The sequence below is a fragment of the Vibrio sp. Vb1026 genome (genome assembly GCF_033338745.1).
Classification (GTDB): Bacteria; Pseudomonadota; Gammaproteobacteria; order Enterobacterales; family Vibrionaceae; genus Vibrio; species Vibrio alginolyticus.
Genome location: NZ_JAWOTH010000002.1, coordinates 254,146 through 280,474, shown reverse-complemented (window position 1 = coordinate 280,474; position 26,329 = coordinate 254,146). Strand labels below are relative to the sequence as shown.

Here is a 26,329-nt window from a genome sequence, read left to right as displayed (position 1 = left end):
GGATATGTTTGGATACAAATGAAAAGAAAACCGCCAGCGTAACTGGCGGTTTGCGAGTTTAGATAGAGTAGAAGAAGTACAGTTGAGACTTCATTCGGATGATGATCCCGCGAATCACATCCAAGAAGGCCATGAAGCCTATCGGTTTTTCACCGCTGACCCATGCGAGGCCAACAGAGCCAACAGGGATGTCGTAGCCTTCTGGCTCATCAATCTTAAGACGAACAAAGTGGTGTTTGTTCTGTAAGTTCTTTCCAGTGGTGACACGTACGGAATCATCGAAACCCAGTAGATTACCTTGTGACTCACCTGTTGCTTCAACAATGCCTTCGACGGTCGCTGAGAAGATCTTACCTGGGTAAACGGACGAAGAGAATTCCGCTGGCTGACCCGGTTTGATGTTACGAATCGCCTGGTGGTTGACTCGCATCAGCACGTACTTCTCGTTAGTGTACATGTTGATACGCGGCATCATCGATACACGCTGACCTTCACGCAGGATAAAGTTGGTGACAAAGCCATCTGTTGGGGCATGAACTTTTGTGCTATTCAAATCCCATTGCGCTTTTGCAATTTGCTCTTCAGCTTGGCGCAGTTCGGCTTGTTTAGTTTCAACTGCAAGTTCCGCTTTATGAATCGCCAGTTTTGCACGGGAAATATCGACTTGTTTCTTCTTGATTTGAGACTCAAGGGTCAACACGTTGTGACGTGCCATATCAACCGCACTCGATTGTTTGTCGATATCGCTTTCCGTGATGGTGTTGTGCACTACTCGGTTTTGCTCAACATAACGATCTAGCATTTTTTTCTGCAATTTGTAGTCAACTTTCGCCGCTTCCAACTGGCTCTTTGATGTTTCTAGATCTTGCACTAGCGCTTCGTGGTTAGCTTCTTCAATCTCGATGTCGCCTTTTGCCGTAGCTAATGCAACGCGAGCAGAATCAGCGGATACGTTCGCTTGATTTAATGCGATTTTGTATTGCGTTGGGTCAAGTTCATAAATTAGCTGACCTTCTTTAACTTTCTGATTCGGCTCAATGTAAATGTGGTCAACTTTACCTTTTACATTGGTTGAATCTGGACGCAATTGGATGTGTGGTGACTGCACGACAGAACCGCCGGATAAATCCATCGGGGTGAAGTTAATCAAACCTACCCAGACGAACATTAGCCAACCCAAGCCGCCAAGATAAGCGAACGATTTGGTTGCTTTGTTCCAAGGCATGCCAACCAAACGCAACAGATAGATGAAGAGTGCCCATACCGCTAAACCTTCTAACATTATGCTTCCTCTTTTGGCTGTGTTTCTGTTTGCGGTTTACTTTTCCATGTATCACGCAGATTGATGATGGCTTTTTCCATATCAACAAATGCAAAGATCACGGCTAGCACCCAAACCCAGTGCCAGACAAACCCTATCCAGGTCAGCGCAGTGATGAGCCCTAACTGATGATGGTCTTTGCTGTGTGCTTTATTGATAGGCAATTCATGGATTTTCCAAAAGCCGTAACACGCGCCCGCGACACTCGCAATTAAAACGACAGCAGCGACAACATGTAACGCCGTATCTGCGCCTGTACCGACAAATGGGACACTCAGTAAACTCATTAAACACTCCTCTATCAAACTGTTGGCGTATTGTGATCTGAATTTGATTTGCGGCTTTCTTTGTGACAGATTCAATCACTATAGGATTAAATTTGATGTAATTGGTTATGAAAACGGTTCGGTTTATTCGCGCGATGGGCATTCTAAACATGCATAACCTCGCGTTATCTAAATACAATTTGGACTCGGATGAGTTAGGAATCCCAGTATCGGTGTTTCGTAACCCAATGACACTGATCCCGCTAAAAGCCGTTGCGGAATGGTATCGTTGTGTTGAACAAGCCAGTGCTGACCCGGATGTGGTGTTGAGTCTCAGCCGGGGTATTGAACTGCAAAAGCTAGGGCCAGTGGGACGCTGGTTATTCTCCGGCAATGATTTAGCCAGTACCATTCGGCGAGTGAATTATGGTGTGAGCAATCTACAATCAGGGGCGTTTTTTGCTGGCGAACAGTCGGGTAAAATCATCAAATGGACTTACCACAACCCGTTTATAGAAACGTCAGTAAAGGTGCACGATAGTATCCGCTGTGCGGTATTTATGATTAAGGTGTTACGCGAATTTCTTGGCAAAGATTACCAGCCTTTACGTGTCAAGGTTTCAGGCTCGAGAAAAAATACTGAGCGATACCGGGAATATTTCGGCTGCGAGGTGGAATGGAGTCAGCCAAAAACAGAGATATGGATCCCGGGAGATGACCGACTAGCTTCTCGCCAAGTGAGCCATCGAGAAGACAGCCGTCTAGCGATGAGTTTTTCCGATTTGGATGATTTGCTTAATATGCCCGACCCAGAAGATGAGTTGAAAGTGATTTATGAAGTGGTGAATTACAGCAGCCATTATGGATTGCCAACGTTAGAGCGCGTGTCTTCTCTGCTTGATTTATCTGAACAGCAGTTTCAACGTCGTTTGCATAAATTAGGGCTCAATTTTTCGACGGTTTCTGGCTATGTATTGAGTAATATTGCAGCTGGTTTGTTGAGTAAGCGCGTGAGTATTGATGACATTGCCACGCGCCTTGGTTACACCAATGTGGCGAGCTTCAATCGTATGTTTAAGAAACATCGTGGATTAACGCCCAAGCAGTATATGGGAAGATTAGAGAAGTAGTGCTCCACTTATCTCTATGAGTACAAGCAATAAAAGCCCTCAAAAAAGTAGAGGGCTTTGTTTTTTTGTGTGTTGTTGTTTTATGTAATGGCTATTTCTTAGGACGCCAACTTAGTGCACTTGCAACAGCGCCGATGGCAATTACATCCTTTTTTTGTTCGCTAAGTTCAGGGAGCATCTGTACCGCAATGGTACCGTTCGTCTGCACTGCGGCAATTTCTTGTGTGCCCTCCTTAAAGCTATAACCCAATGGAATGTCTACCGCCATCATGGCGTCAGGACTAGTATGTACAGTTTCTACATTAAAGTGGGTGCTACCAATACGCACTACGCCTGTCTCTTTTTTCTCAAAGCTGATGTCGATGAGAGCCGATTTTGGCTCCATCGCAAACTCACCGACTTTTTTACCATCTTGAGTAATGTCACAGGTGTAAGGATCATTCCCACCAAAATCAACGCCCATGTAGTTAACCGACATACCGCCTCCGGTGCAGTTCAAAAGCCAAGTTTCCCCGCTGTCGATACGAGTCACTTCTGCGCCCATTGAACCTTCTTTGAAAGAGATACGGTTAAACCAACTTGAGTTAGAAGCACTGCGTGAATACTTGCCTTTGTACTTACCAGCAAAATCAAAATGGCCATCTGCACCGAATCCCCAAAAATCACCGTCGGTTTTGATCAGCATTTCTGGTTGTGCTTTTACGGCATCAGTACGATCCATGACGGCTAGGCCACCACAACCAGCAAGGAGCAAGGGAGCGAATAGAATAAGTTTCTTCATGTTTTTCATTGTTTATAGCTTGGTTACATCTAGGGTTTGGTCGGTGAATTGGATGTTCTGAATGTCGTACAACTCGTCAGTGCCTGTATTTGGGCACTCAACAGAAACGCTCTTTGCTTTGATAACAGTACATTCCGCCAGTTTGTGTGGCACGATATAGGTGTTGATACCGCCTTCACCATAAATGCTGTTGTCTTTGCTGTTGCCTTCAAAAGTATTGTTTTGATCATTACCGATCACATTCATCGCGTCGTCGCCAATGATCTTCACTTTTGTTAGCCACTGAGATTTGTAGGTGTACGCTTCTATCAAACCGTCTTTGTTGGGAGCCATACGGAAGGTAGGTACTGTGCCTGGATTTGTCTTTTCTGTGTAGAGCTTGACGCCCGCAGAGTCGATATTCGCGGTATATTGCAAGTATCCGTGGAATAAGCCACTGATCCAATCAACGGCTTGTGGATCTTGGGTTTGCATTTCTTCACGCGTTAACGCTTGGTAGCCATCTAAACCATGTCCGTTTGCTTTTGCTACGCCCATGTACGCTTCAAAAGCGGCAGCAAAATATTCGTGAGAATATGAAGGGCCCGTTTGTTTCACACTTTCAGGATCGAAGTCGTCCGATTTCCAATCGTCCCAGTCATACTGAGTAGGGCGCCACACTGTCGGTTTGCCCGATTGAATATCGTTATAGATGCTTAACGCATGAGCTTGAATGTCATTTTGCAGTGCCGCAGTCGCCGTGTTAGGTGCAATACCTTGCGCTTGGACCAAGTGTAAAATTTCTTCAAAAGCGGCGTCTCGTTCGGCTTTTTTACCAAGATTGGCGCAGTAATCGGCAAAATTACTCATGTAATGGCAATCGCCTTCAACTGTCAGTTCTCGATACATTAAAGATTGGCTGTTCCTTAGCCAGTTTGGTGTTTCTTTACTAGTTACTAATGTTGACGCGATAGATGTGACAAGTGTATCCATATCATCTTCGTTAAGTACGATCATGCTTACAACAAACTTTTCTAGAGAACTCGTATCAAAAGAGTGTGCTAAGCCCGAGTTTGTAACTGCATCGTTCAATTTATCTTGGCGAATCAGTTCGTTGATAAAGATTTTGGTTAACATCTCATCATTCTGTTCATCGTTTTCGGTCAGCATTAGTGTGGCATCACGCTCGGCTAATGTCTTAGCGATACGAGACTTGTCAGCACCGTACTTAGAGTCTGGTTGGTTTGTGAGAAGGTGTTGGATGATTTTGGCTGCACGAAAGATTTTTTCATTATTCGCACCGTCATCAACAGCCACAATGTGAAATGTATCGTTGTTGTTTGCTTCGGAAAGGGAGATTTTCACATAGTGGGTGAAGCCAGCATCAGCAGCCACTTTTAACTTGGCTGGAAACTCTGTAGAAACGACAGTTGGGATTGTGACAGTGCTCAATGTTGGCATTGGTGGTTTTGGAGGTGTCGTTGTCGATGGTTTCGAATTAGATTCACTGCCGCCACAAGCAGTTAGACTTATCGCGCAAAATATGGCTAAAGGCGTTGATTTGGAATATCTCATTTCATGTTACTCGTAGACTTTATTAGAGCAAGAAACTTAGAAGCAACATAAAGTCCTGTCTATATAAGCAAACTAAGTCATATATGTTGATATTGTTTTTTGGTAAGACCTATTATTCGATATATTTAAAAACATAGTGGATTTTTATTCCGAATTTTATTATCTCTGTGAAGCTATATTCTGATAATGAATAAAACCTCAGGTTATTGCATGGTTTTAGGGGTATAGAATGATTAGGATTATCGTATATGTATGGTTTGTAAGCGTATGTAAGCCTGCTTTTTATTAAAATTGTCATTTAAGTGGGTTGCGCAGTATAGGGCGAGCGATATACTCCCTCCATCATATTGGTGGAGTAAATGATTCATGGTGGGTAATACAATCTTACTGGTAGAAGACGACTCAGAGATTGCTCGATTAACCAAAATGTACCTCGAAGCCGAAGGGTATACGGTAACTGTCATCGATAACGGTCAAAATGCATTAGAAACGATTAAGGGGCTCAAGCCGGACCTAGTGCTGTTAGATTTGATGTTACCAGGAAAAAATGGCGCAGAAATATGCCAAGAGGCGCGTAAGTTTTATCATGGTATTATCATTGTTTTGACTGCGACCGATGATGAAATGAGCGAGGTGAGCTTATTTAAGTTCGGTGCTGATGATTACCTTACCAAACCGATAAAAGGTAATATTTTGCTCGCCCGTATTGAAGCAGCGTTGCGTCGCTATTGTCGTCAAGTTGATATCGTTGAAGAAGAAAAGCTGAGCCGATATGGCATTAGTCTTTGTCTTCGTCGCTCCCAAGCATTTTATTTGCAAAAAGATATTGGTTTAACGAGTTCTGAGTTTGAAATTTTAGAGCTCCTGATGCTGAATGTCGATAAGCCAGTATCTCGTGAATCATGTTGCCGTCTTGCCCGAGGCATTGAATACTGTATTACTGATCGTTCGATTGATATGCGTATATCCTCACTAAGGAAGAAATTCTCTAAGGCTCATATCCATACGGCTACCATTAAAACCATACGTCACCACGGCTACATGCTGACAGGTAAATGACGCATGTTTTCCCTGTTTACTCGTCTATATGTGGGGTTAGTAACTGGCCTTGCGCTGACTGTTGCTTTGTTTCTCTTTATGGGGGAAGAGTACATGCGCAAAACAGAAGTCGGTGTTTTTTTGAGTGACGGTGCTTATTTTGTCGATCAATACATTGAGCAACGAGGCACTCCGGATTCTCTCTACAAGAAGTTAACCGAAAACGGCAAGCAAGATTTCTTTATCTTTGATTTAACATTGGTTGAAAACTGGGACGGATCACCGCCTTGTCGAGATTGTAATCTGCTGTACCGTATGCAAGGGATACCTGTTTATCTTATTGATGGCAGTACCTATGCTGCGGTATTCCCTTTGCCTAACACTTCGAAGAGTTTAGTTTTCAAAGAAAAAACGGATTTCTTTAGCCCACACGTTGATTGGAATGAAGATTCTGAGATTGTATTTATACTTACTCTACTTTTGGTTGTTGTATGCAGTTTAGGCATTATGGTTTACATACCTGTACGACGTCTTGACCGCCAAATTCGGCAACTAACGGCTGCGCAACAACAATTTGGTTCTGGTGAGTTGAATACGCGAGTCGAGCTAAAGCAATTTTCGCAACCCGTGAAAGAGCTCGCCCAAGGCTTCAACTGCATGTCTGAAGAGATTGAGAGACGAGTGCGCCAAACACACATCTTTACTCAAGCTATTCCTCATGAAGTGCGCACTCCGCTGAGTCGTATTCAGCTAGCGACGGATTTAGCTCGACGCACGAGTGGTGAAATGCAGGCAGAGTTACATGACGATATTGAACGATACGTTGATGTCGTGACGGATTTAACGTCCGACATTGTCATGCTGTCTCGCTTGAGTGTGAAAAACCACTCATGGATCGATTCTGTTGAAACCATGGAACTGCCACTTTGGTGTAAAAGCCGCATGAATTACCTAGGCTTAGAGTCCGCCATGTTGAGAGCAGAAAATAAACTCGCGAACCAATTGATTCACTTTCAGCCTACTTTGGGTAACCTTGTCCTCGATAATTTACTGCAAAACGCCAAGCGTTATGGTGAGTCCTGCGTTGAGGTGACGATTCGAACGGTAGCGGATTGCTGGAGCATCGATATTGAGGACGATGGTCCGGGCATCCCTGAGGCGATGCGAGAAGAAGTATTTATGCCATTTTCGCGCTTAGACAAAAGCCGCAACGCCGACATGAAAGGCTTTGGTTTAGGGCTTGCCATCGCTACCAGTGCAGCGCGGCAACTGGGGTGGGAGCTTTCTGTCGGCGAGAGTCACTTAGGCGGCGCACGTTTTACGGTGCTTATTCCTGCCAACGGTTAGAGTAGGCACTGCGGTAGTCTGGCTCTGCGATACCTTCATACAAATCGTCACAAGCTTGCAGTGGACCTACGACGGTTCGGTAGGGTAGGACACCTGCCCAAACAGGGATGTCCATGTCTTCCGCATCGTCGTTGACGCCAAAATTGCTGATTTTCACTGATGCCTCCGTGAGCGGGATACGCAGTAGCATGGTGGCTTTGAGTTCTTTTTCATTACTCAAACGGACTTGTTCTGTTCTCCCCGGAGCGATCTGTTCAATAAAGTGATTCAGCAACCTGTCTTTCTCTTGGTTATCTTCCACCACCTCAAACTGGCCAAAGACCACAGCACTGCGATAATGCGCACTGTGGTGAAACGCACTTCGAGCCAATACCCAACCATCAAACAAAGTAAAGGTTAAGCACGTTTGCACTCCTTGTTTGAGTGAGCGTAACAGTCGACTGTTGTTGGCACCATGGATATACACGTAATCATCGACACGCCATGCCAGCATAGGGATGACCACAGGGCCTGACTCGTTGGTTATCGCAATATGAGCGATTAGGCTTTCATCTATGATGGCGTGCAGTTTGCTAACATCAGAGACGGCTTTATGTGCGCCTTTCTTAATTTCCGTTCTATTGGTGTTGGATAGCATTTTCTCTCCTTGTTTGCTCACGATTACGAGCGATTGATCCTCATTCTTTGATTGCAATGTAGCGTTTAACTGGTAGCTTAAAGAGAGCCACTTTTAACTAATGGATGGATCCAGTTTGTCTTTGATTGATATCGGTGACCTGCATTTAAAAGACAGTGATGGAACGCGTCAGCAAGCGTTGTTTTTTGCTATTCGCAAGAAAATTGTTCAAGGACTGTGGATGAAGAATGGGAAGCTGCCTTCTACGCGGAAGCTTTCACAAGAGCTTAATCTAAGTAGGAATACAGTGATTTCTGCCTACGAACAGTTAGTGGCGGAAGGGTACTTGAACAGCCAAAAAGGTTCTGGTTTTTATGTTGCCGTAGAACTGCCAGAGCAGTACTTGCCTGAACCTAGTTCAGTTCAGAGAGACTCATCACCGAAAGCTCACTTTGATATCAACCGCGCATTTGCACCGGGTGTGCCGGATTTGGACGCATTTCCGATGGCGCAATGGCAAAAGTTACTCACTCGCCATATGTCTCGTACTTGCTTGTTGGGGAATCAAGATATTCAGGGCAGTTGGACATTACGCTGTGCTTTAGCTGACTACCTTGCATCTAGCCGTTCAGTGAATTGTTCTCCAGAGCGCATTATTATTACCTCTGGGGCGCAGCAAGCGTTGTCGATTGCGACGATGGTAGTGCTCAAACAAGGTGATAAGGTTCTGATGGAGCAACCAGGTTACGCGCAAATGCGGAAGTTGATTCAGTTCCAAAACTATCAATTTGAGCCTTTGTTCGTAAGAGAGACATTAGGTTTTGATGTGGAAGCGGTGACCACAAGCGATGCCGATGCCCTGTATATCACCCCAAGCAATCAATATCCGATGGGCACCACACTCAATACTGAGCAAAGAGGGAAGATCATCAACTGGGCAGTCGAACAGTCACGTTGGATCATCGAAGACGATTATGACAGCGAATTCCAGTTTGCTCATCGTCCCTATACCAGCTTACAGGGGCTAGCGGCTCAAATGGGTCGAGATGAGCGTGTGTTGTATGTGGGTTCCTTCAGTAAAGTGATGTTTAACGGATTGCGGCTTGGCTACCTTGTAGCTCCTGAACGTTTAGTAGAGCAATGTTTGGTGGTTAAGGATGCGTTAAGTGGTGATTCGCCGACGCATACACAAGAAGCATTGGCAGATTTTATTACTGAAGGTGGGTTATTACGTCATATTCGAAAAATGCGTCGACTGTACAAAACTAAGCATGAACAGATGCATTTATCCATTCAACAGCATTTTGGCGACCGTGTTTGCGTCGTTAGCCAAGCGGCGGGGCTTCATATTACGTTGAAATGGCAAGACGGTATGGATGAGCAGCGTTTTACGAAACTAGCAGAGCATGAAGGGATCATCTTGCGACCTTTGAGCTATTATGAACACCCAGATTTTCAAGCACGTCACTGGCATGGTGCCGTGCTTGGTTACGGCAATATCGCGTTAGAGAACATAGACGCTGGTATCCAACGTTTAGCTCACATATTTCGAAATGGGAAGCGATGACTATTCAACTACACGTGTTTGTCGCTTATGTCGCCACTGTTTCCAAGGCAGTAAAAGTAGAGTAAAAATGCCAAGTGCATAAAACATTGACCAGCCTAAACATATAAAAACACCGGTACAAAGCAGTAGGGACAGTCCCGCAAGTGTTTTACCAAATCCTCGAAGCAATTTGAAAGCGGCTAACATCGCCAACATGTAAACCAGAACGAATACACTGTTTGCGAGTTTTAGGAAAAACTCCAGATCGAGCTGTGATAGGGTTCCTATCACACAAGATATCAATAATATGCCGCCAACTAATATGGTGGCTGAGAAAGGGACACCACGACGTGAAATCTTGGCTAGTGGACTAGAAGGACGATGTTCACGAGCTTGAGCCCAGACCATTCGCGCTAGGCTCTGTGTGTATAAGTTAACGCTCGCGAAACAAGCGGAGAAACCTATCAAGCTGATTATCCATTTGGCTCCATCGCCTAGTAGTTGGGCACTAAGCCAGGGGATGGATGCGTTATCAAATTGAGCGTTACCATACGCGCCAAATTTTAAAATAACGACAGAGCATGCCCAATAGGTAGCCCCTGCTACAAAACAACCGACCACAATGGCAATAGGGAAATCTCTTTGAGGGTTTTTGAACTCTTCCCCCATATGGGCAAAAGCCTCTATGCCAACAAAACACCAGAACATCACGCCTAACGCTGCGGTAATAGGCCAAATTGACTCTTGTGTGATGGCGGGCATCACAAGATCGGCGTTGTTAACGTCGCCTTTCCATAAAAATGCGCCAACAAGTGCGAAGACACTCAAAGCAATAAGAGTTTGTAAATGACCTGATGATTTTGTGCCCATCAAGTTGACGAACACAAGAAGTACTACCGTGAGAACTTGTGCAAACAGATTGTTGCTAATAGGCTCTGGCAATATTTGTTGTAGGAAGCCTGCGGCGAGTGCAATCGCGGCCGGAACCCCTACCGGAATGACACTAACAAATAGCCAAGCGACACTACTTTCCAGTTTGGCGTTAAAGGCTTTGCGTACAAAAAAGGCTGTTCCGCCCGCGTTGGGGTATCGTTTACCCAGTTGAGCAAAAGTCAGCGCAATAGGACAAATCGCGATGAACAATAAAATCCAAGCCCATAGTGAAAAATGGCCAGCTATACCTGCTGCGATAGCCGGGATCATAAACAGCCCCGTTCCCATTAATGTGGTGGATAACTGTGCGATACCTGATGTGAGTGAAATGTCTTTTTTGAGCTCTTCCATGCGAATTGATTCATCCAATGTTATGAGGTTTATTACGAAAAAGCTTGTGGCTTCTGGTTATTTCGTTTTATGTGTTTAAGCGATGCTATTTATGTGCTGAGCACTTAAGTTGGGAATTTGATTTCAATGTGTTATCTATTTTCTGTTGAAATGGATAACAGCACTCATCTCATGCCCGCCAAATAGCATATCCAAAATGTTAATAACAAAATGATTTACTAAACCGTCAATATGACGGTTGTTTTAAATAATTCCAACAAAATGTTGGTTTCTTATGCAGTTAGAATCGGTATAGAATGAGAAAAATAAGGAAAGCTTGGTAACGGTATGGACAAGTTTGATCATAAGATTGTGGATCTGCTCAGGCACAACGCTCGGCTGTCGGTGACTGAAATTGCGGATAAAGTAAACCTTTCTCGTTCTGCGGTAACGGCCCGTATTCGTAAGCTAGAGCATGACAAAGTGATTCTAGGGTATCACGCTGAAATTGCACCTTCGGGTGGGGATTCGATTTGCGCCTATTTTGCCTTAAAGTTCGATAAATCAACCTCTACGTATTATTGCGAATCATACGCGGACGAGTTATACAAAATTGATGGCGTAAAATGGTGTCATGCGATCAGCGGTGAGACGGACATGATGGTTTTTGTCGAAGTGCCTACGATGGCTCGCTTGAACGAAATCAGAGATCAAATTCAACGATATCCAGAGCTTCGAAACCTGATGACTCATACCGTCTTAGCTGAATTCTTTAACACGACTGGGAACCTGTTTGTGAAGTGACCATGAATGGATGCCATGTTGAAAACCCTTCTGAGCGAATATGTTAAACAACATTAATTTGAATCTACTTAGATCCTTGCATGTACTTTTAGAGGAGTGTCATGTCAGCCGGACCGCAGACCGTTTGCACATTACGCAGTCTGCCGTCAGTCGACAGCTTGCACAATTGCGCGATCTGTGTGGTGACCCACTGCTTATTCGTCAAGGTAATCAACTGATACCAACGCCACGAGCAATAGCGTTAAAATCAAAGCTTGATGCATTACTGGCTGAGTTTGACCATTTACTCGATGACCAACCTTTTGAGCCGCGGCAGTGGCAAGGTGAGCTTGTTATTGCTTCTAGTGACTACGTGGCGCAATACGTATTGCCCGATATTGCCTCTCACTTGGGTGAACAAGCGCCACAGTTAGATATGGCGTACCGACTGTGGCAACCCAACTTTCTTGATAAACTTCATGAGACGGGCATCCATATCGCGTCTTCTATGTATCCAGAAAAACCACAGAGTGTGTCGAGCGTTAAAATTGGTGAGGATTCATCAGTTTGTTTGATGAAATCTTCTCATCCGTTAGCAAAGCAGGACCAGATCAGTATTGAAGACTTGATTTCATATTCACACATCAAAGTGACTGGCGGCGGAGACAAAGATTCCTACACTGATTTAGCATTGAAAGAGCTAGGGCACACCCGCCACGTTACCTTTAAGGTTCCATTCTTCTCTGCTGCGATCAATCGCTTAGTTGCAAGTGAGCACCTGATGGTGGCTCCTCAACATATTGCCGTTAACCTCGCTAAGCATTGGGACTTAACCCATAAAGCATTACCACTCGAAACACCTATTCATCAATATTGGTTAATGTGGCACCCCAAATACGACACGGATCCTGCGCATAAATGGGTGCGAGAAGAGATTCGCTCAGTAATGCAAATCTCTGAATATTCCATTCGCTAATACGTACACCGTTTAGCTATGACTTTAAGTCATGATTAGTATGAATAACTTTGATTTCTAATTATACCTCTTCCGTTGATAGAGTGAGCTTCAAAGAGGGGAGATTCTTATGACACTAACAGTTTGGTTATCACTTTTTACCGTGTGTTTATTAGGGGCTATGTCACCAGGTCCCAGCTTAGCTATTGTCGCTAAGCACTCGTTGGCTGGTGGACGTATCAATGGATTAGCTACGGCTTGGGCTCATGCGTTTGGCATTGGTATATATGCGTTTATTACCTTGATTGGGCTCGCTGTTGTTTTGCAGCAAAGCCCGATGCTGTTCAAGACGATTAGCCTTGTGGGTGCGGCATATCTTGCGTATTTAGGGTTTAATGCTTTGCGTTCAAAAGGTGGTGTGGCTGCGAAGTTGGAGTCAGGTGAGGAAACAACGGTAATCCAGTCTGCGCGAGAAGGCTTTTTTATCTCGATTTTAAGTCCCAAAATTGCTTTGTTTTTTATCGCATTATTCAGTCAGTTTGTCGCACTCGGTAATGATTTGAGTAATCAGATGATCATTGTTGCCACGCCGTTTGTTGTGGATGGGCTTTGGTACACCTTTATTACCCTAGTGCTATCGAGCTCTAAAGTCGTTGACAGAATTCGCTCTAAGGCAGTGTTGATTGATCGTTTGTCAGGGGTAGTACTCATGCTGCTGGCTCTTAGAGTGGTCGTAACGGTATAGACAAGCTCGCAAGACAGAAATACTAAAAGCAACCCGTGTGGCTGCTTTTCAAAAAAGCACCCTGCCATTTTAAGGACAGGGTGAAAGCAAGAAGTTTCTCAGGAGCGGTCGGGGGAGAGAAACTCATCTAAATCTTATTTACTTACCGGCGAACCTCTTCAAATTCACCTTCAATCGCATCTGCTTTACCTGTATTAAACTCATACTCTTCGTGCATTTCTCTCTGCATTTTCTTGACGCGCTTTTCAATACGTTTACCGGTAATTAATGCTGCGATGGTCAACGGAATCGCAATGATCAAGCTAAATACTAACGTAAAAAAGCCGGTAATCAGTGCTAGTGCAGTTACAATAATCCGATTCATAATCATGACCTCTCTGTAATTTATGTGCTCAGATTAATGCTGTGAACATGAACAAAACATGAATGCTGACGTTCACTTTGTCCGGAGAGTGTCAAATGAATGAAACGAAAAAACGCCTGAGGGTGATCAGGCGTATAAACGGGGAAAAATATTAGTAATGCGCATGGCGCTTATTATTTAGAACAAATATGAGATATTGTCCGCTACGCTATGTGGTTAACGTTGTGGAGCAAAGTTCACCTATCGAGGGAATGTTTGGTAACGAACACCCATCATTTGTTCCATACAGTGCACAACTTGGCAGCTGTAACCGAATTCGTTGTCGTACCAGATGTAAAGTACACAACGCTTGTCCTGTGCGATAGTCGCTTGACCATCTACGACGCCTGCATGACGAGAACCAACTAAGTCAGTTGATACAATTTCTGTTGAATCGGTGTAGTCAATCTGTGCCGAAAGCTCAGAGTTCAACGCCATTTCACGCAAGTAATCGTTCAGTGAATCACGGTCTACGTCTTCACCTAAGTTTAGATTAGCGACTGCCATAGAAACGTTTGGTGTCGGTACGCGAATCGCGTTGCCTGTTAGCTTGCCTGCAAGCTCTGGCAATGCTTTAGCAACTGCCTTTGCCGCACCTGTTGAAGTCAGAACCATGTTTAGTGAAGCACTACGTCCGCGACGGTCACCAGAGTGGAAGTTGTCGATCAAATTTTGGTCGTTTGTGTATGAATGCACGGTTTCAATATGGCCAGAAAGAACACCATATTTATCGTTCAGAGCCTTAAGGACTGGCGTGATTGCATTTGTTGTACAGCTTGCCGCAGAGATGATGGTGTCATCTTCTTTAATTACCGACTCATTTACACCGAATACAACGTTTTTGATGTCACCTTTACCTGGTGCTGTTAGCAGTACTTTCTCTGCGCCTTTACACGCTAAGTGCTGGCTCAGACCCTCAGAATCACGCCAAACACCTGTGTTATCAACAACTAGCGCGTTATTGATACCGAAAGCTGAGTAATCCACTTCGCTTGGATTATTTGCGTAGATGATTTGGATGTAGTTGCCGTTAACGATCAGTGCTTTACGCTCTTCATCGATAACAATGCTACCGTTGAACTGACCGTGAACTGAGTCACGACGCAACAAGCTAGCACGCTTCTCCAAATCGCCTTTTTTACCGCCACGAACCACAATCGCACGTAGTCTTAGTGGGTAACCTGGACCACTTTTCTCAATGAGAAGGCGAGTAAGTAGTCGACCAATGCGACCGAACCCGTAAAGAACCACATCACGCGCTTTCAATGAAGAATCTGCGTCGCGAGCGCCATCAAGTGCAGTGATAAGGAAATCGTTTAGAGAGCTTGTATCGTCATGTTCATTCCAGTACATAGTTGCCAATTGGCCAACATCGACACGGCATGAAGAAATGCTCATTTCACAAAGCGCTTGAATAATAGGCATCGTGTGCTCAAGCGAAAGTGGGTTACCGGTATAACGTCTTGCAACGCGATGAGTTTTGAGAATGTCTATAGTAGTAGCATTAATAAGCGTTTTACCAAACAGAACCACTTCGATTCCTTTTTGACGATATAGCTTACCAATTAGAGGGGAAATAGATTCAGCAATCGTTTGGCTAGTTTGCCAGTCTTGGAGATATTTCTCTGGACTCATTGTTGTATTAGACCTTTCACGTTTTGGGGGCTAACCATACTCTCTGCTGTTGCCTCTTCGGCAGCGTGCAAGAGTGTGGTGGGTTATGTAATCGGGTTGTAATAGTTATGTGTGCGGATTCTAAGGTCGGAGTCCTTATTCTGCTAGGAAAATTAAATCCAGTGTAAAACACTACTTAAGGGGACGTTAGTGGTGGATTAATGTGACTAAAGCAGTGGTTTTCACGTATTGACATTTAGAAAGTAACTTACTTTTTTTGCGATGATAACGTTTGCTTTCAAATTAGTTTTGTTGACAAAAATGGATATTTTGCATTTTTGTGTGATTTAACTCGACAAGGCAACTCAATAGGTAAACATACAATAGATGATTTCCTGAAAAGTGATGCGACTCTTAGTTGTGAGTGAAACTTTATTGTTTGCATCCAACTTTAAGATCAAAAAATATGACTTGAATCACAATTGTCACTTCATTAGCCGATGATAAAACACTCACAATAACCATAATCTAGGTAGGTGAATGTTGTTTGAAAGTAACAATGTCGTATATGCCTTTCAATGCTAGAAACTAGTCTAATATTAAATAAACGGATGAAATCAACCATTAGGCTGATGGATGTTGAGATTATCAATAAAAACACGCTTAGCACTCCTCGCACTATTACCCGCTGTGGTAATAGTGGTATTTGCAGTTCAGCAGTTTTCTGATAATGCGTTGCGCGTGAGCCGTCTCAATCAAACGGTTAGCAATATTCAAGGTTTCCAATTGATATCCAAGGCCTCCCACTTTATTTACTCCATAGAGAAAGTACGCCGACAGCCTGATCTTCAAGTCTCTGCAGCCATTAATATTGAAGAACAAGGTGAAGTTATTTCTTCTTTGCATCAAAAGTTTGTGAGTAACCCTAATACTGCTGAGTATGCTGATGAACTGAAAGAAGCCATGCTGGGGGTATTGTCAGGTAGATTGAGTGAGATGAACGATCTGGGTGATTGGGCATTTAAACAGCTCCAAAATATGTCGCGCTCTTTGTTGCAAAATCATCAATGGTATGGCAGCGACGATGGCATTCGCATGCAAAATTTTATTGCCTACCTTGCTCAGCTCTCTTTTTGGACACAGAAAGAAGCTTGGCTGACGAACCGTTTAGTCCAAGACCCTAAGAGTCGGCTAAGTCAAAGCATGTTTTATCAGGCGATTGACCGACAGCAGCAAAATTTGGATGCGTTTTTAAACTTAGGTGGGTCATACGAGCAAGTGGATAAATTGCTTGGCTTGTTTACTTCGCCGAGATATCAGAGAAACTTGGCGTCTCGCGGACAATTAATGTCAGGAGACATGTCACAAAGTGACTACGCCGCGTATTTAAAAGAACTCGATTTTCGTGTGCAGCGCTTACAAGTGCTCATTGATGGGTTCACCAAACAAACTGAGCAGTCGCTTCTCACGCAGGTTCATGAACAAAAGGCCAATATAGCGATGATCAGTTTTGGCGTTGCCTTAGTGGTTATCCTGCTTTGTTGGCTCGGATTTAGTACTTGGTTCCGAGTTAACAGCAAACTCGATGCGATCATTCATACTTTAAACGCGTTGATCAACTCCGAAGAGAAGCAAACAAAAGTCAAAGTTGATGGAAGTGATGAACTGACCATTTTTGCTCAGCAAGTGAATCGAGTGGTTGAAGAAATGCAGAGACAAACTGAAGAAATACTGCATGCAAAAGAGTCAGCAGTATCGGCTAATCGTGCAAAATCTGTGTTTCTTGCCAACATGTCACATGAAATACGCACGCCCCTTAACGGGATCATGGGCATGACAGAAATACTCTCTCAAAGTGAGTTGTCTTCGCATCAACAAGAAGTTGTTGATGACATTGACTCCTCATCTCAAACACTGCTTACTTTACTTAACGATATATTGGATCTCTCTAAAATCGAGTCTGGACGATTGGAGCTGTCACTAGTAGAAGCGGATATCCGAGAAGTCGTGTATCAGTCGGTGATTTTATTCCAATCCAAAGCAACATCTAAACAGCTAAAGTTAGGTATTAATTTAGCTGAAAATATCCCCATTCGCGTGATGGTCGATGATCATCGTGTCAAACAGGTAGTTACGAATCTGGTATCGAATGCGGTTAAGTTTACCGAAAGTGGGCATGTATGCGTTGATGTTAGTTATGAGGAATTACTTGAGAAAGAACGTGGAGTGCTGACGTTTAAAGTAGAAGATACCGGAATAGGCATTGATCAAGATAAGTTAACCACGATTTTTGAACCCTTTACTCAGGAAGATGAAGGAGTGTCGAGGCAATTTGGCGGCACAGGGTTGGGTTTGGCAATTTGTTGTCAGCTTGTGTCGATGATGGGGGGCAAGCTCGTAGCAACATCTACAAAAGGAGTGGGCACATGCTTTGAATTCTCGATTGAGGTTGAAGCAACTCCGGTGTTTGGCTGGCGTTCGGAGATGATTAATAAAGGGCTTTTGATCTGCTCAAATTACGACTACGCCGACCAAGTATTAAAAGAGTGTCGCTTAGCGAAAATCAATCTCTTTGGTGTTAATAATGTGAATGAAGTGCAAGCGATAAATGATGACTTTGATGTCATATTTCTGTGCCACAGTAACGACGCTAATACCGATGAAATCTTGGATAATCTATCATTTAATTACGATCTTCGCCGTGTGATTATTTGCCAGCATCATTTATCCACTCCCTACGAAAATGCAGAAAAAGTACATGCCGTACTCACATTACCTTTCCTTGGCAATCGATTTAAGCATGTCATTGATGATTTAGCTAAGGTTGAAAAGACCATATCAAGTGACAATGTCACCAATAATGTTGTCAGCTCTGAATATCGAGCGTCGCGCTCTCATCGGAGGATCTTAATTGCGGAGGATAACTTGATGAACCAGAAAATAGCGAGTTTCTTTCTGGATAAAGCAGGTTATGACTATTTGATAACAAGCAACGGTCAAGAAGCGTTAGAAGCCATCACAAAGGGAGAAGAATTCGATGCAATTTTAATGGACTGCATGATGCCCGTGATGGATGGACTGACCGCGACGAAAGAAATTCGTCGTTGGGAAAAGAAAGCAGGACGTGAAAAAACGATGATTATCGCACTCACTGCGAGTGTTTTGGAAGAAGACATCCACAACTGTTTTGCGGCAGGCATGGATGCTTATTTACCTAAGCCGTATAAATCGAACCAGTTATTTGAGCTCTTTAGTGAATTAAAACTCGCCTAGCTAACATTTCAACTTAGACAAGGCGTCAAAACGATAAAGCCCCACTTCAGGGGCTTAGTTCTGATTATTCATTGTTGTGCGTTGGCTTGCGCGCCTGCGAGTTTGCGTATGGTTTGGCGATAGGTTAGGTATGCGGAAACACCAGCTAACAGGTTGCCGATACAAGCGCCTAAGAGTAAACCTCGGATTCCATCCATTTGAGCGCCAACCCACAAGCACGGTAGGAAAAAGACAAACAAGCGCAGCGCTGAAATGGTGAGCGCGGTGTAAGATTTGCCTAATGCATTACAAAGAGAAACCATTAGCATACAAACCCCTAATGAACCCAAACTGATCGGCACTATCAGTAAATGCATTTCCAAGACTTGCTCCACTTGCACATCACTTGTCATCAATAATGCGAGTGGGTTTGCGACGGCAAATGTAATGGCAGCAATCAAAAGTTGGAAACCTAGAATGAATTTTACGGCAATACTGACGAGCCTTTGGATATCTTCATAGTTCTTTGCTCCAAGTAAGCGTCCAACCATTGGAGGCATAGACATTGTCAGCGCCAAGACCGAAACGATAGCAAAGAACTCATAGCGTGAACCAAGCGCCCAAGCGGCGACTGCTGCGGTTCCAAAGCTTGCCAATAATTTTGTTGCTAGCATGGAAGACAACGGTGGCAGCAGTTGGCTAATCATCGCAGGGCCCATAATGTTACCGATAGATGCAACACTTTTGGCTACGTTAAGATCTTGCCATTGTGTCGTTGCCCAGTGATTCTTTTTCACGCGAGGAGCGACGACTAAAATACCAAACCCAAAAGCAACGATGGTTGCTATTGCCGCTCCGTTAATACCCAAGTCAAACGTGAAAATAAATAGCGGATCGAGTACAAGGTTCACGCCGCTGGTTATCATCATCATTGTGCCAGGTAACATTGTATTGCCATTAGCTCGGCAGATACTGTAATAAAAATACAAAACCGCACCAGTCCATGAGCTTAATAACCACCAAGGCCAGTAACTGTCGATTATCGGCATAACAGATTCTGGAGCGCTTAATAGAGCTAAAATGGGGTAGCGCAAAAGCCAAATTAGCCCGCCAAAAATAGCGACACCAATTGAGCCGATCATCAATACCAATCCGCCAAGTTGTTTGGCATACCGACTTTCATTCGCCCCAAGAGCTTTAGAAATGACCGCTGTCGTTGCGATCCCTAAACCAACTTGAATACCGATAATGACCATTTGCAAAGGCAGAGTGAAACCTTGAGCGGCTAACGGTAAAACGCCGAGCTGACCGATAAACGCGCTATCCACAAGCTGAAAGCTCATTAAAGACAGAACGCCAAATAGCATTGGCCAGGTCATCGTAAATAATTGTTTTGCAAGCGTTGGTTGTGTACTTGTCGTAGTTGAAGACATAGAAAGCTGAATGCGTTAGGAATAAGAGTTAGATTGATTGTACACGGCGGTTAGTTTAGAGACAAAAATAAACCCCGAGGAAGATATTCTTGCTCGGGGTTCGAAAATCTAGCTTACGCGTTTATTTTTTGCCGCTAGTTTGCTTGTCTTCTTCAGTCAGCTCACGAATGCGACGGCTGATGTCGCGACGTGCTTTAGAGATCTCAGCGCTTTTAATGATGTGGTCATCAACACGATCTTCATAGTCTGCTTTCATATTTTTGATGATTGCGACGATTTCATCGTGAGTCATTTCTGGTTTGATGTAGTCTAGAAGGTTTTCTAGAAGATCAACACGTTTGCGGTTATCACGAACTTTCTTCTCGTTATCAAGAAGCTCACGTTTTAGTTTGTTTTTACGACGAGCTTGGTTAACGATTTCAAATACGCTACTCATAGTTCTCTTTCCTAATTTTATGAATATCTTCCTCGATTAAAGCACAACATCCAGTGGCATAACAGTCTTTAGATCAATAGCAATGCAGAGTTGAACATTTCTCAACCAATTGCGCTGTGTCCATATAATCGTGCTGCTTTCTTCGAGTTTTGGCCAACATCGTAGAATCCATCGATTCATTGTCATAACGTGGCCTTCACTATATTATCAACACCATTGAATGCAAAATGATGAACTTGATATGGACTCTGGTAACACTGCGGAGCAAGTAAATAGTCAAGATAATGAGCAAGTCACTCGCTCTGTGGCTGAAAAGTTAAAAACGGCGTATATCAACGCTCGCGAGCAACTCGAAATCATCGAAGTTGAGCTTAATCGTTCAAAAATAATGATGGTCGACCAAGATGGCAATTTGACGAGAGTGCCGATTCTCTCGGAGCATTGATACCTGACCCTATTCGTAAGGGGTGTCAGGTCTTACGCTATGCTTTAGCCTGACACCAACACCTGAACCGCTAACGCTTCTTGCACTGCTGTGTGAATTTATGGCGTATGATTTCGAAGCGATTTAGGTACAAAGTCAAATGCAAAAATAATAAGGAAATGCATTATGAAAGTTGAGCTAACGGCAATTGAAGCACGAGTTATTGGTTGCTTGATCGAAAAAGAAGTCACTACCCCAGATCTTTACCCCCTCAGCCTGAACGCATTAACCAACGCGTGTAATCAAAAAAGCAACCGTGATCCCGTGATGTCACTCTCAGAGTCAGACGTACTCGATGCCGTTGATGCTCTTATTGAGCGCAGGCTCGTCAGTGACGAAAGTGCGTTCAACAGCCGCGTCAGCAAGTATCAACACCGTTTCTGTAATACGGAATTTGGTGATTTAAAGCTGACAGAGCAGGAGAAGGGCATTGTATGCTGTATGCTTTTGCGCGGTGCTCAAACGCCTGGGGAAATTCGTACTCGTACTAATCGTCTCGCGACATTTCATGATGTAAAAGAAGTGGAAACGGTTCTTGAGCATTTAGCAAGTGAAGAGAAAGGACCATTAGTGGTCAAATTACCACGTGAGGCTGGTAAGCGGGAGTCGCGTTATATGCATTTGTTCTGTGGTGATGTTGATGCGTCCGAACTTGCAGCGCCTGTGTCTGCTGCAAGCTCGAGCTCCGATCGAGTAAGTCAGCTAGAGCTCGAAGTCGCTCAGCTTAAAGAAGAGCTGGATGAATTAAAAGCTAAGGTTGAGTTACTGCTTTCATGATGGAAAATACAACGCAGCGTTGGAGTGTCTACCTGATACGAAATAACCGCAACGCGTTGTATTGTGGTGTTACCAATGATGTTGAACGAAGATTCAATCAGCACCAAACCGGAAAAGGAGCTAAAGCTTTGAAGGGAAAAGGCCCTTTGATATTGGAATGGTCATCGGATTTTGAGTCAAAGACGCTTGCCATGCGAGCAGAGTACTATATTAAGCAACTAACTAAAGCGAAAAAAGAGCTGCTCGTTATGTCAAAAGCAAATATTGTCGTCGACGAACATCAACAAATGATGTTAGAGATAGTGGCACTCTGATAAGCCCTTGCTACGCAAAGATACACGGAAACCGCCTATGTCACATTGGCGGTTTCTTTTTGTTTTTGGAGTACCATGTAGGAATAAACTGACGCATAATGGGCTGGTGTTCTGTTTAAAGGGCCTGAATATGAAAAGCGCGAAATGTCTCTACGTTATCGAGACAAAGGAAGCGACTCAATGTACTTTCATTTGCATCCACTCAGACCAAGAACTAATTTACTATTGAAACAGGCACTAAGAGGAAGGTAGATTACAAGAGTATAGGATGACTCGGCTAGGTAATGAATAGAGCTGAATTAGGCTCATAAAAAAGCTAAAAGAGCAGTAGATGAAAAAAGCGTTAGTATTCTCCCTGATTTCAATGGCCGCTTTTGCGCCGAATGTGCAGGCCACCCAAGTTCTTAATGGGTATTGGGCATATCAAGAGTTTTTAGACCAGTTTCCACAACAGAAGCAGTTAACTAGTGCGTTGGCTGAAGTGGTAAGAGAAACCCCTGTACCCGTAGCAAAAGACAAAAAGCGTCCACTGAAAATTTCTGTTGTTTATCCAGGGCAGCAGATCTCTGATTATTGGATTCGAAACATCGATGCGTTTGAAAAACGCCTAGATAAGCTTGATATCGACTATCAACTAAATCAAGTGTTTACTCGTCCTAATGCAGATATAAAGCAGCAAAGTTTGTCTTTAATGGAGGCGCTGAAAAGCAACTCCGATTACTTGATCTTTACTCTAGATACCACAAGACATCGTAAGTTTGTTGAGCATGTCTTAGATTCAAAGAAAACTAAGTTAATTTTACAAAATATCACCACACCTGTTAGGGATTGGGAACATCATCAGCCGTTTCTTTATGTTGGTTTCGACCACGCAGAAGGAAGTCGTGAATTGGCCGTTGAGTTTGGCAAGCGTTTCCCTAAACATAGCCACTATAGTGTTCTCTACTTCTCAGAGGGCTACATTAGTGACATCAGAGGCAACACTTTTATCAACCAAGTGAACCGCGATAATCAATTTGAACTACAATCTGCTTACTACACCAAAGCAACAAAGCAATCTGGGTATGAAGCTGCAAAAGCCAGTTTGGAGAAGTATCCGGACGTTGACTTCATTTACGCGTGTTCTACCGATGTAGCATTAGGTGCTGTTGACGCTCTTAAAGAGTTAGGTCGTGATGATGTCATGATCAATGGTTGGGGCGGCGGTTCAGCAGAGTTAGAGGCGCTTTCTAAAGGGGAGTTAGACGTTACCGTTATGCGTATGAACGATGATACAGGTATTGCAATGGCTGAGGCCATTAAGTGGGATTTAGAAGGAAAGCCAGTTCCCACCGTTTACTCTGGTGATTTTGAAGTCGTTACCAAATCGGACTCTCCAGAAAGAATTGAAGCATTAAGAAAACGTGCATTTAGATACTCAGATAATTGATGACAACTACATCAAAAACAAGAAAGCGTCGCTCACTGTCGACGCTTATTACCAAAATAATTATTCTCGTACTTGCTCCGATCATTCTAGGCATCTTTGTTCAGAGTTATTACTTCTCGAAGCAGATTATTTGGCAGGAAGTCGACCGAACCAAGCAGCAGACCTCTGCCCTGATCCTGAACATTTTTGATAGCCATTTTGCAGCGATTCAGATTCATCACAACAGCAATTCGAAAAGTGATGTTGTATTGGATTTTTATACAGAACGTGATGAAGAGGCACTCAATTACTTTTTCATGAGTATTGACCAGAGTGATCCTTCCCATACACCGGAGTTTCGTTTCCTAACCGATCATCAAGGTATTATTTGGGACGATGGCAACGCGCATTTCTATGGCATCAACAACCTGATACTTAGCCGACTTGCCAGTCAAGTGACCTTTAGCAACAACTGGTATTATCTACCCTCACAGACCCCGATGGGAACTCGCCATCTGTTACTTCGTCGCGTACCCGTTTTACAACCTAAAACCGGTGAAGTGATGGGGTACTCTTACAATGTTGTTGTTTTAGATAATAACTTTGGGTTGATGGAAAGGTTAAAAAATGAAGGCAACGTCGACAATGTTGTGTTGGTCGCTAACAACACACCATTGGCAAGTTCATTAGTAGGAGATGAGGCTTATCAAATATTTGACGTACTCAAACGACGAGAGTCCCAGCACAAGCTTGACCAATTATTGATCATCAAAACCCCTATTGAGGTAAATGCCGCCGAGACTGACTTGTGCTTGCTTACTGTGCAAGACAATCAGAGCGTGGTGACATTGCAAATCCAACACCTGCTAGCAATGCTAGCCTCAGTTATCGGTATGGTCATGATTGCGCTAATGACTAAAGAATGGATCGAGAATCGTGTAGTTGAAGAGTTAGGATCCCTGATGGCATATACCCGCTCGGCTCGTGAAGAAAAAGGATTTGAGCGTTTTGAGGGGTCAGATATTGAGGAATTCGATCATATTGGTTCGACACTAGAAAACACTTTTGAAGAGCTTGAAGCACAAAAGCGGTCTTTCCGCGACCTGTTTAACTTTGCGTTATCACCTATTATGGTGTGGTCTGAATCGGGTGTACTTGTCCAAATCAATCCGGCAGCACGCAAAGAGTTAGTCATGGAAAACGATGTTGAAACCATGCACCCAGTGTTCAAAGGTTTCAAAGAAAAGTTGATGCCACACCTTCGCATGGCGGCTCAGGGAGCTACGTTGACAGGCGTTAATGTGCCAATTGGAGACAAAGTATATCGCTGGAACTTATCGCCGATTCGAGTTGATGGAGATATTAGCGGTATTATTGTTCAAGGTCAGGATATAACCACGCTTATTGAGGCGGAAAAACAGAGTAACTTGGCGCGCAAAGAAGCAGAAAAATCTGCTCAAGCCCGTGCCGACTTTCTGGCTAAAATGAGCCATGAGATCCGAACGCCAATCAATGGAATTTTAGGGGTTGCTCAATTGCTAAAAGACTCTGTGGAAACAGAAGAGCAGAATAACCAAATTGACGTACTTCGGCATAGTGGTGAGCACTTACTTGCTGTTTTGAATGATATTTTGGACTTTTCGAAGATTGAGCAGGGTAAGTTTAATATCCAAAAGCACCCGTTTTCTTTCACTGATACAATTCGAACGTTAGAAAACATTTATCGTCCTATTTGTGAAAGTAAAGGCGTCAACCTTGTCATTGAAAACAAAATAGATCCCAATGTTGAAATCTTTACTGACCAAGTTCGTCTGAACCAAATTTTATTCAACCTAGTCAGTAATTCTGTGAAGTTTACGCCCTCGGGTAGCGTGCGCTTGCATGCGGAACTGGAGCAGTTCTATGGTGCTGACAATAGCGTGCTGGTCGTGGAAATTACGGATACAGGTATCGGCATCGAGTCTGACAAACTCGACCAAATGTTCGAACCTTTTGTTCAAGAAGAAGCAACAACGACTCGAGAATACGGTGGTAGTGGCTTAGGGCTGACCATTGTGAAGAGCCTTGTCGACATGCTGGAAGGTGATGTTCAAGTCCGCAGTCAGAAAGGTTTAGGAACGACTTTTGTCATTACAATGCCAGTGAAAGATCGTGAGCGAGTACTCACCCCTCTTGATTCGAGTTTGCGAGTTAAGCCAGGTGAACTATTTGCAGAGAGTCTCAAAGTGTTGTTGGTAGAGGATAACCATACTAACGCATTCATTCTAAAAGCGTTTTGTAACAAGTACAAAATGCAGGTTGATTGGGCGAAAGATGGGTTAGAAGCAATGGAATTCTTAAAAGATCATACTTACGATTTGATACTGATGGACAACCAACTTCCGCATCTTGGTGGAATTGAAACGACCAAAGAGATCCGACAAAAGCTAAAACTAGGCACGCCAATTTATGCGTGTACTGCTGACACCGCGAAAGAAACCAGTGACGCCTTTATGGAATCGGGTGCAAATTACGTGCTTCTCAAGCCGATTAAAGAAAATGCGCTCCATGAAGCATTTGTGGATTTTAAACAGCGGTTCTTAGTCGAGCGAACATGAATAATTGGCTCACTACGAGATAACCCAATTATTCATTATCTGAAAAGCACAACACCATGACTGTGGGTTGTGCTTTTTTGTATCTGACCCTTTTACTCTTATACAAATCAGACTTTATTGGTCTCGACGTTTGTTGTGTACATCGCTGCATTTCAAGTTCAAACATAGTGTTGTGTTACTTAGATTTCTGCCCCTTCACTGACACACCCAACGTGATTTCAATCACAAAAAGATATTTACTTAGCGTGCTAACTATTTTATATTAC

The 26,329-nt window shown here is 43.6% G+C and carries 23 protein-coding genes; 13 read left to right on the top strand and 10 right to left on the bottom strand.

Annotated elements, in window-relative coordinates; genetic code table 11:
• Window positions 1-58 precede the first annotated feature (58 nt).
• Both R7E47_RS05120 and R7E47_RS05115 read right to left on the bottom strand, forming a co-directional pair.
• Window positions 59-1,282 (bottom strand): HlyD family secretion protein, encoded by a 1,224-nt coding sequence (locus R7E47_RS05120; protein WP_005373637.1) that lies wholly within the window; start codon window positions 1,280-1,282, stop codon window positions 59-61.
• Entirely contained in the window at window positions 1,282-1,608 is a 327-nt protein-coding gene (locus R7E47_RS05115; protein ID WP_005373635.1) for an MFS transporter, read from the bottom strand. Before R7E47_RS05115 ends, R7E47_RS05120 begins: the two co-directional genes overlap by 1 nt.
• Window positions 1,609-1,715: 107 nt before the next feature.
• Here R7E47_RS05115 and R7E47_RS05110 point away from each other — a divergent pair, with 107 nt between their 5' ends.
• Window positions 1,716-2,717 (top strand): AraC family transcriptional regulator, encoded by a 1,002-nt coding sequence (locus R7E47_RS05110; RefSeq protein WP_318083913.1) that lies wholly within the window; start codon window positions 1,716-1,718, stop codon window positions 2,715-2,717.
• A 91-nt stretch (window positions 2,718-2,808) separates the two neighbouring features.
• Here R7E47_RS05110 and R7E47_RS05105 read toward each other — a convergent pair whose 3' ends face one another.
• Both R7E47_RS05105 and R7E47_RS05100 read right to left on the bottom strand, forming a co-directional pair.
• Window positions 2,809-3,498, bottom strand: coding sequence for a hypothetical protein (locus R7E47_RS05105; protein ID WP_031778833.1), 690 nt, complete (start codon window positions 3,496-3,498; stop codon window positions 2,809-2,811).
• Between the two features lie 12 nt (window positions 3,499-3,510).
• Window positions 3,511-5,052, bottom strand: coding sequence for a hypothetical protein (locus tag R7E47_RS05100; protein WP_318083912.1), 1,542 nt, complete (start codon window positions 5,050-5,052; stop codon window positions 3,511-3,513).
• A gap of 366 nt (window positions 5,053-5,418) precedes the next feature.
• Here R7E47_RS05100 and R7E47_RS05095 point away from each other — a divergent pair, with 366 nt between their 5' ends.
• Window positions 5,419-6,111, top strand: a complete 693-nt coding sequence (locus R7E47_RS05095) for a response regulator transcription factor (protein WP_005373624.1) — start codon at window positions 5,419-5,421, stop codon at window positions 6,109-6,111.
• A gap of 3 nt (window positions 6,112-6,114) precedes the next feature.
• Entirely contained in the window at window positions 6,115-7,437 is a 1,323-nt protein-coding gene (locus R7E47_RS05090; protein WP_005373622.1) for an ATP-binding protein, read from the top strand.
• Here R7E47_RS05090 and R7E47_RS05085 read toward each other — a convergent pair.
• Window positions 7,418-8,074, bottom strand: a complete 657-nt coding sequence (locus R7E47_RS05085) for a pyridoxamine 5'-phosphate oxidase family protein (RefSeq protein ID WP_005385609.1) — start codon at window positions 8,072-8,074, stop codon at window positions 7,418-7,420. The two genes, R7E47_RS05090 and R7E47_RS05085, sit on opposite strands and share 20 nt — an antisense overlap.
• A gap of 100 nt (window positions 8,075-8,174) precedes the next feature.
• Here R7E47_RS05085 and R7E47_RS05080 point away from each other — a divergent pair, with 100 nt between their 5' ends.
• The gene (locus R7E47_RS05080) at window positions 8,175-9,620 is read left to right on the top strand and encodes a PLP-dependent aminotransferase family protein (protein WP_318083910.1); all 1,446 of its coding nucleotides are present in this window, start codon (window positions 8,175-8,177) and stop codon (window positions 9,618-9,620) included.
• Here R7E47_RS05080 and yjeH read toward each other — a convergent pair whose 3' ends face one another.
• Window positions 9,621-10,883, bottom strand: a complete 1,263-nt coding sequence (yjeH, locus tag R7E47_RS05075) for an L-methionine/branched-chain amino acid transporter (protein WP_005373616.1) — start codon at window positions 10,881-10,883, stop codon at window positions 9,621-9,623.
• Window positions 10,884-11,210: 327 nt separating this feature from the next.
• On the opposite strand from yjeH, the gene R7E47_RS05070 reads away from it, so the two are divergent.
• The 3 genes from R7E47_RS05070 (at window position 11,211) to R7E47_RS05060 (ending at window position 13,345) form a co-directional block, all read left to right on the top strand.
• Entirely contained in the window at window positions 11,211-11,666 is a 456-nt protein-coding gene (locus R7E47_RS05070) for an Lrp/AsnC family transcriptional regulator (RefSeq protein ID WP_005373615.1), read from the top strand.
• A 40-nt stretch (window positions 11,667-11,706) separates the two neighbouring features.
• A complete protein-coding gene (locus tag R7E47_RS05065; RefSeq protein ID WP_318083908.1) occupies window positions 11,707-12,621 on the top strand; it encodes a LysR family transcriptional regulator in 915 nt (304 codons plus the stop codon).
• A 109-nt stretch (window positions 12,622-12,730) separates the two neighbouring features.
• A complete protein-coding gene (locus tag R7E47_RS05060) occupies window positions 12,731-13,345 on the top strand; it encodes a LysE family translocator (protein WP_005373611.1) in 615 nt (204 codons plus the stop codon).
• A 142-nt stretch (window positions 13,346-13,487) separates the two neighbouring features.
• On the opposite strand, the gene R7E47_RS05055 is transcribed toward R7E47_RS05060, so the two are convergent.
• On the bottom strand, window positions 13,488-13,709 hold the full coding sequence (locus tag R7E47_RS05055) for a hypothetical protein (protein ID WP_005373607.1): 222 nt from the start codon (window positions 13,707-13,709) through the stop codon (window positions 13,488-13,490).
• A gap of 240 nt (window positions 13,710-13,949) precedes the next feature.
• On the bottom strand, window positions 13,950-15,383 hold the full coding sequence (locus R7E47_RS05050) for a glyceraldehyde-3-phosphate dehydrogenase (protein ID WP_025767937.1): 1,434 nt from the start codon (window positions 15,381-15,383) through the stop codon (window positions 13,950-13,952).
• Between the two features lie 615 nt (window positions 15,384-15,998).
• Here R7E47_RS05050 and R7E47_RS05045 point away from each other — a divergent pair.
• Window positions 15,999-18,635, top strand: a complete 2,637-nt coding sequence (locus tag R7E47_RS05045) for an ATP-binding protein (RefSeq protein WP_318083906.1) — start codon at window positions 15,999-16,001, stop codon at window positions 18,633-18,635.
• 68 nt (window positions 18,636-18,703) lie between these two features.
• Here the strand turns inward: R7E47_RS05045 and R7E47_RS05040 are convergent, their stop codons facing one another.
• On the bottom strand, window positions 18,704-20,047 hold the full coding sequence (locus tag R7E47_RS05040; protein ID WP_025767935.1) for an MATE family efflux transporter: 1,344 nt from the start codon (window positions 20,045-20,047) through the stop codon (window positions 18,704-18,706).
• Window positions 20,048-20,168: 121 nt separating this feature from the next.
• Complete coding sequence (locus R7E47_RS05035) at window positions 20,169-20,483, bottom strand: DUF496 family protein (protein ID WP_005373603.1); 315 nt, start codon at window positions 20,481-20,483, stop codon at window positions 20,169-20,171.
• A 220-nt stretch (window positions 20,484-20,703) separates the two neighbouring features.
• Here R7E47_RS05035 and R7E47_RS05030 point away from each other — a divergent pair, with 220 nt between their 5' ends.
• The 5 genes from R7E47_RS05030 (at window position 20,704) to luxQ (ending at window position 26,063) form a co-directional block, all read left to right on the top strand.
• Complete coding sequence (locus R7E47_RS05030; RefSeq protein WP_005385630.1) at window positions 20,704-20,928, top strand: hypothetical protein; 225 nt, start codon at window positions 20,704-20,706, stop codon at window positions 20,926-20,928.
• A gap of 165 nt (window positions 20,929-21,093) precedes the next feature.
• Window positions 21,094-21,744: a YceH family protein gene (locus tag R7E47_RS05025; RefSeq protein ID WP_054577764.1), complete on the top strand. Its 651-nt coding sequence runs from the start codon at window positions 21,094-21,096 to the stop codon at window positions 21,742-21,744.
• Window positions 21,741-22,058: a GIY-YIG nuclease family protein gene (locus R7E47_RS05020; RefSeq protein ID WP_053349265.1), complete on the top strand. Its 318-nt coding sequence runs from the start codon at window positions 21,741-21,743 to the stop codon at window positions 22,056-22,058. Before R7E47_RS05025 ends, R7E47_RS05020 begins: the two co-directional genes overlap by 4 nt.
• 331 nt (window positions 22,059-22,389) lie before the next feature.
• Window positions 22,390-23,487 (top strand): autoinducer 2-binding periplasmic protein LuxP, encoded by a 1,098-nt coding sequence (locus R7E47_RS05015; RefSeq protein WP_005385634.1) that lies wholly within the window; start codon window positions 22,390-22,392, stop codon window positions 23,485-23,487.
• Window positions 23,487-26,063: a quorum-sensing autoinducer 2 sensor kinase/phosphatase LuxQ gene (luxQ, locus tag R7E47_RS05010; RefSeq protein ID WP_017635176.1), complete on the top strand. Its 2,577-nt coding sequence runs from the start codon at window positions 23,487-23,489 to the stop codon at window positions 26,061-26,063. The genes R7E47_RS05015 and luxQ overlap by 1 nt, the downstream gene beginning before the upstream one ends.
• Window positions 26,064-26,329: the final 266 nt, after the last annotated feature.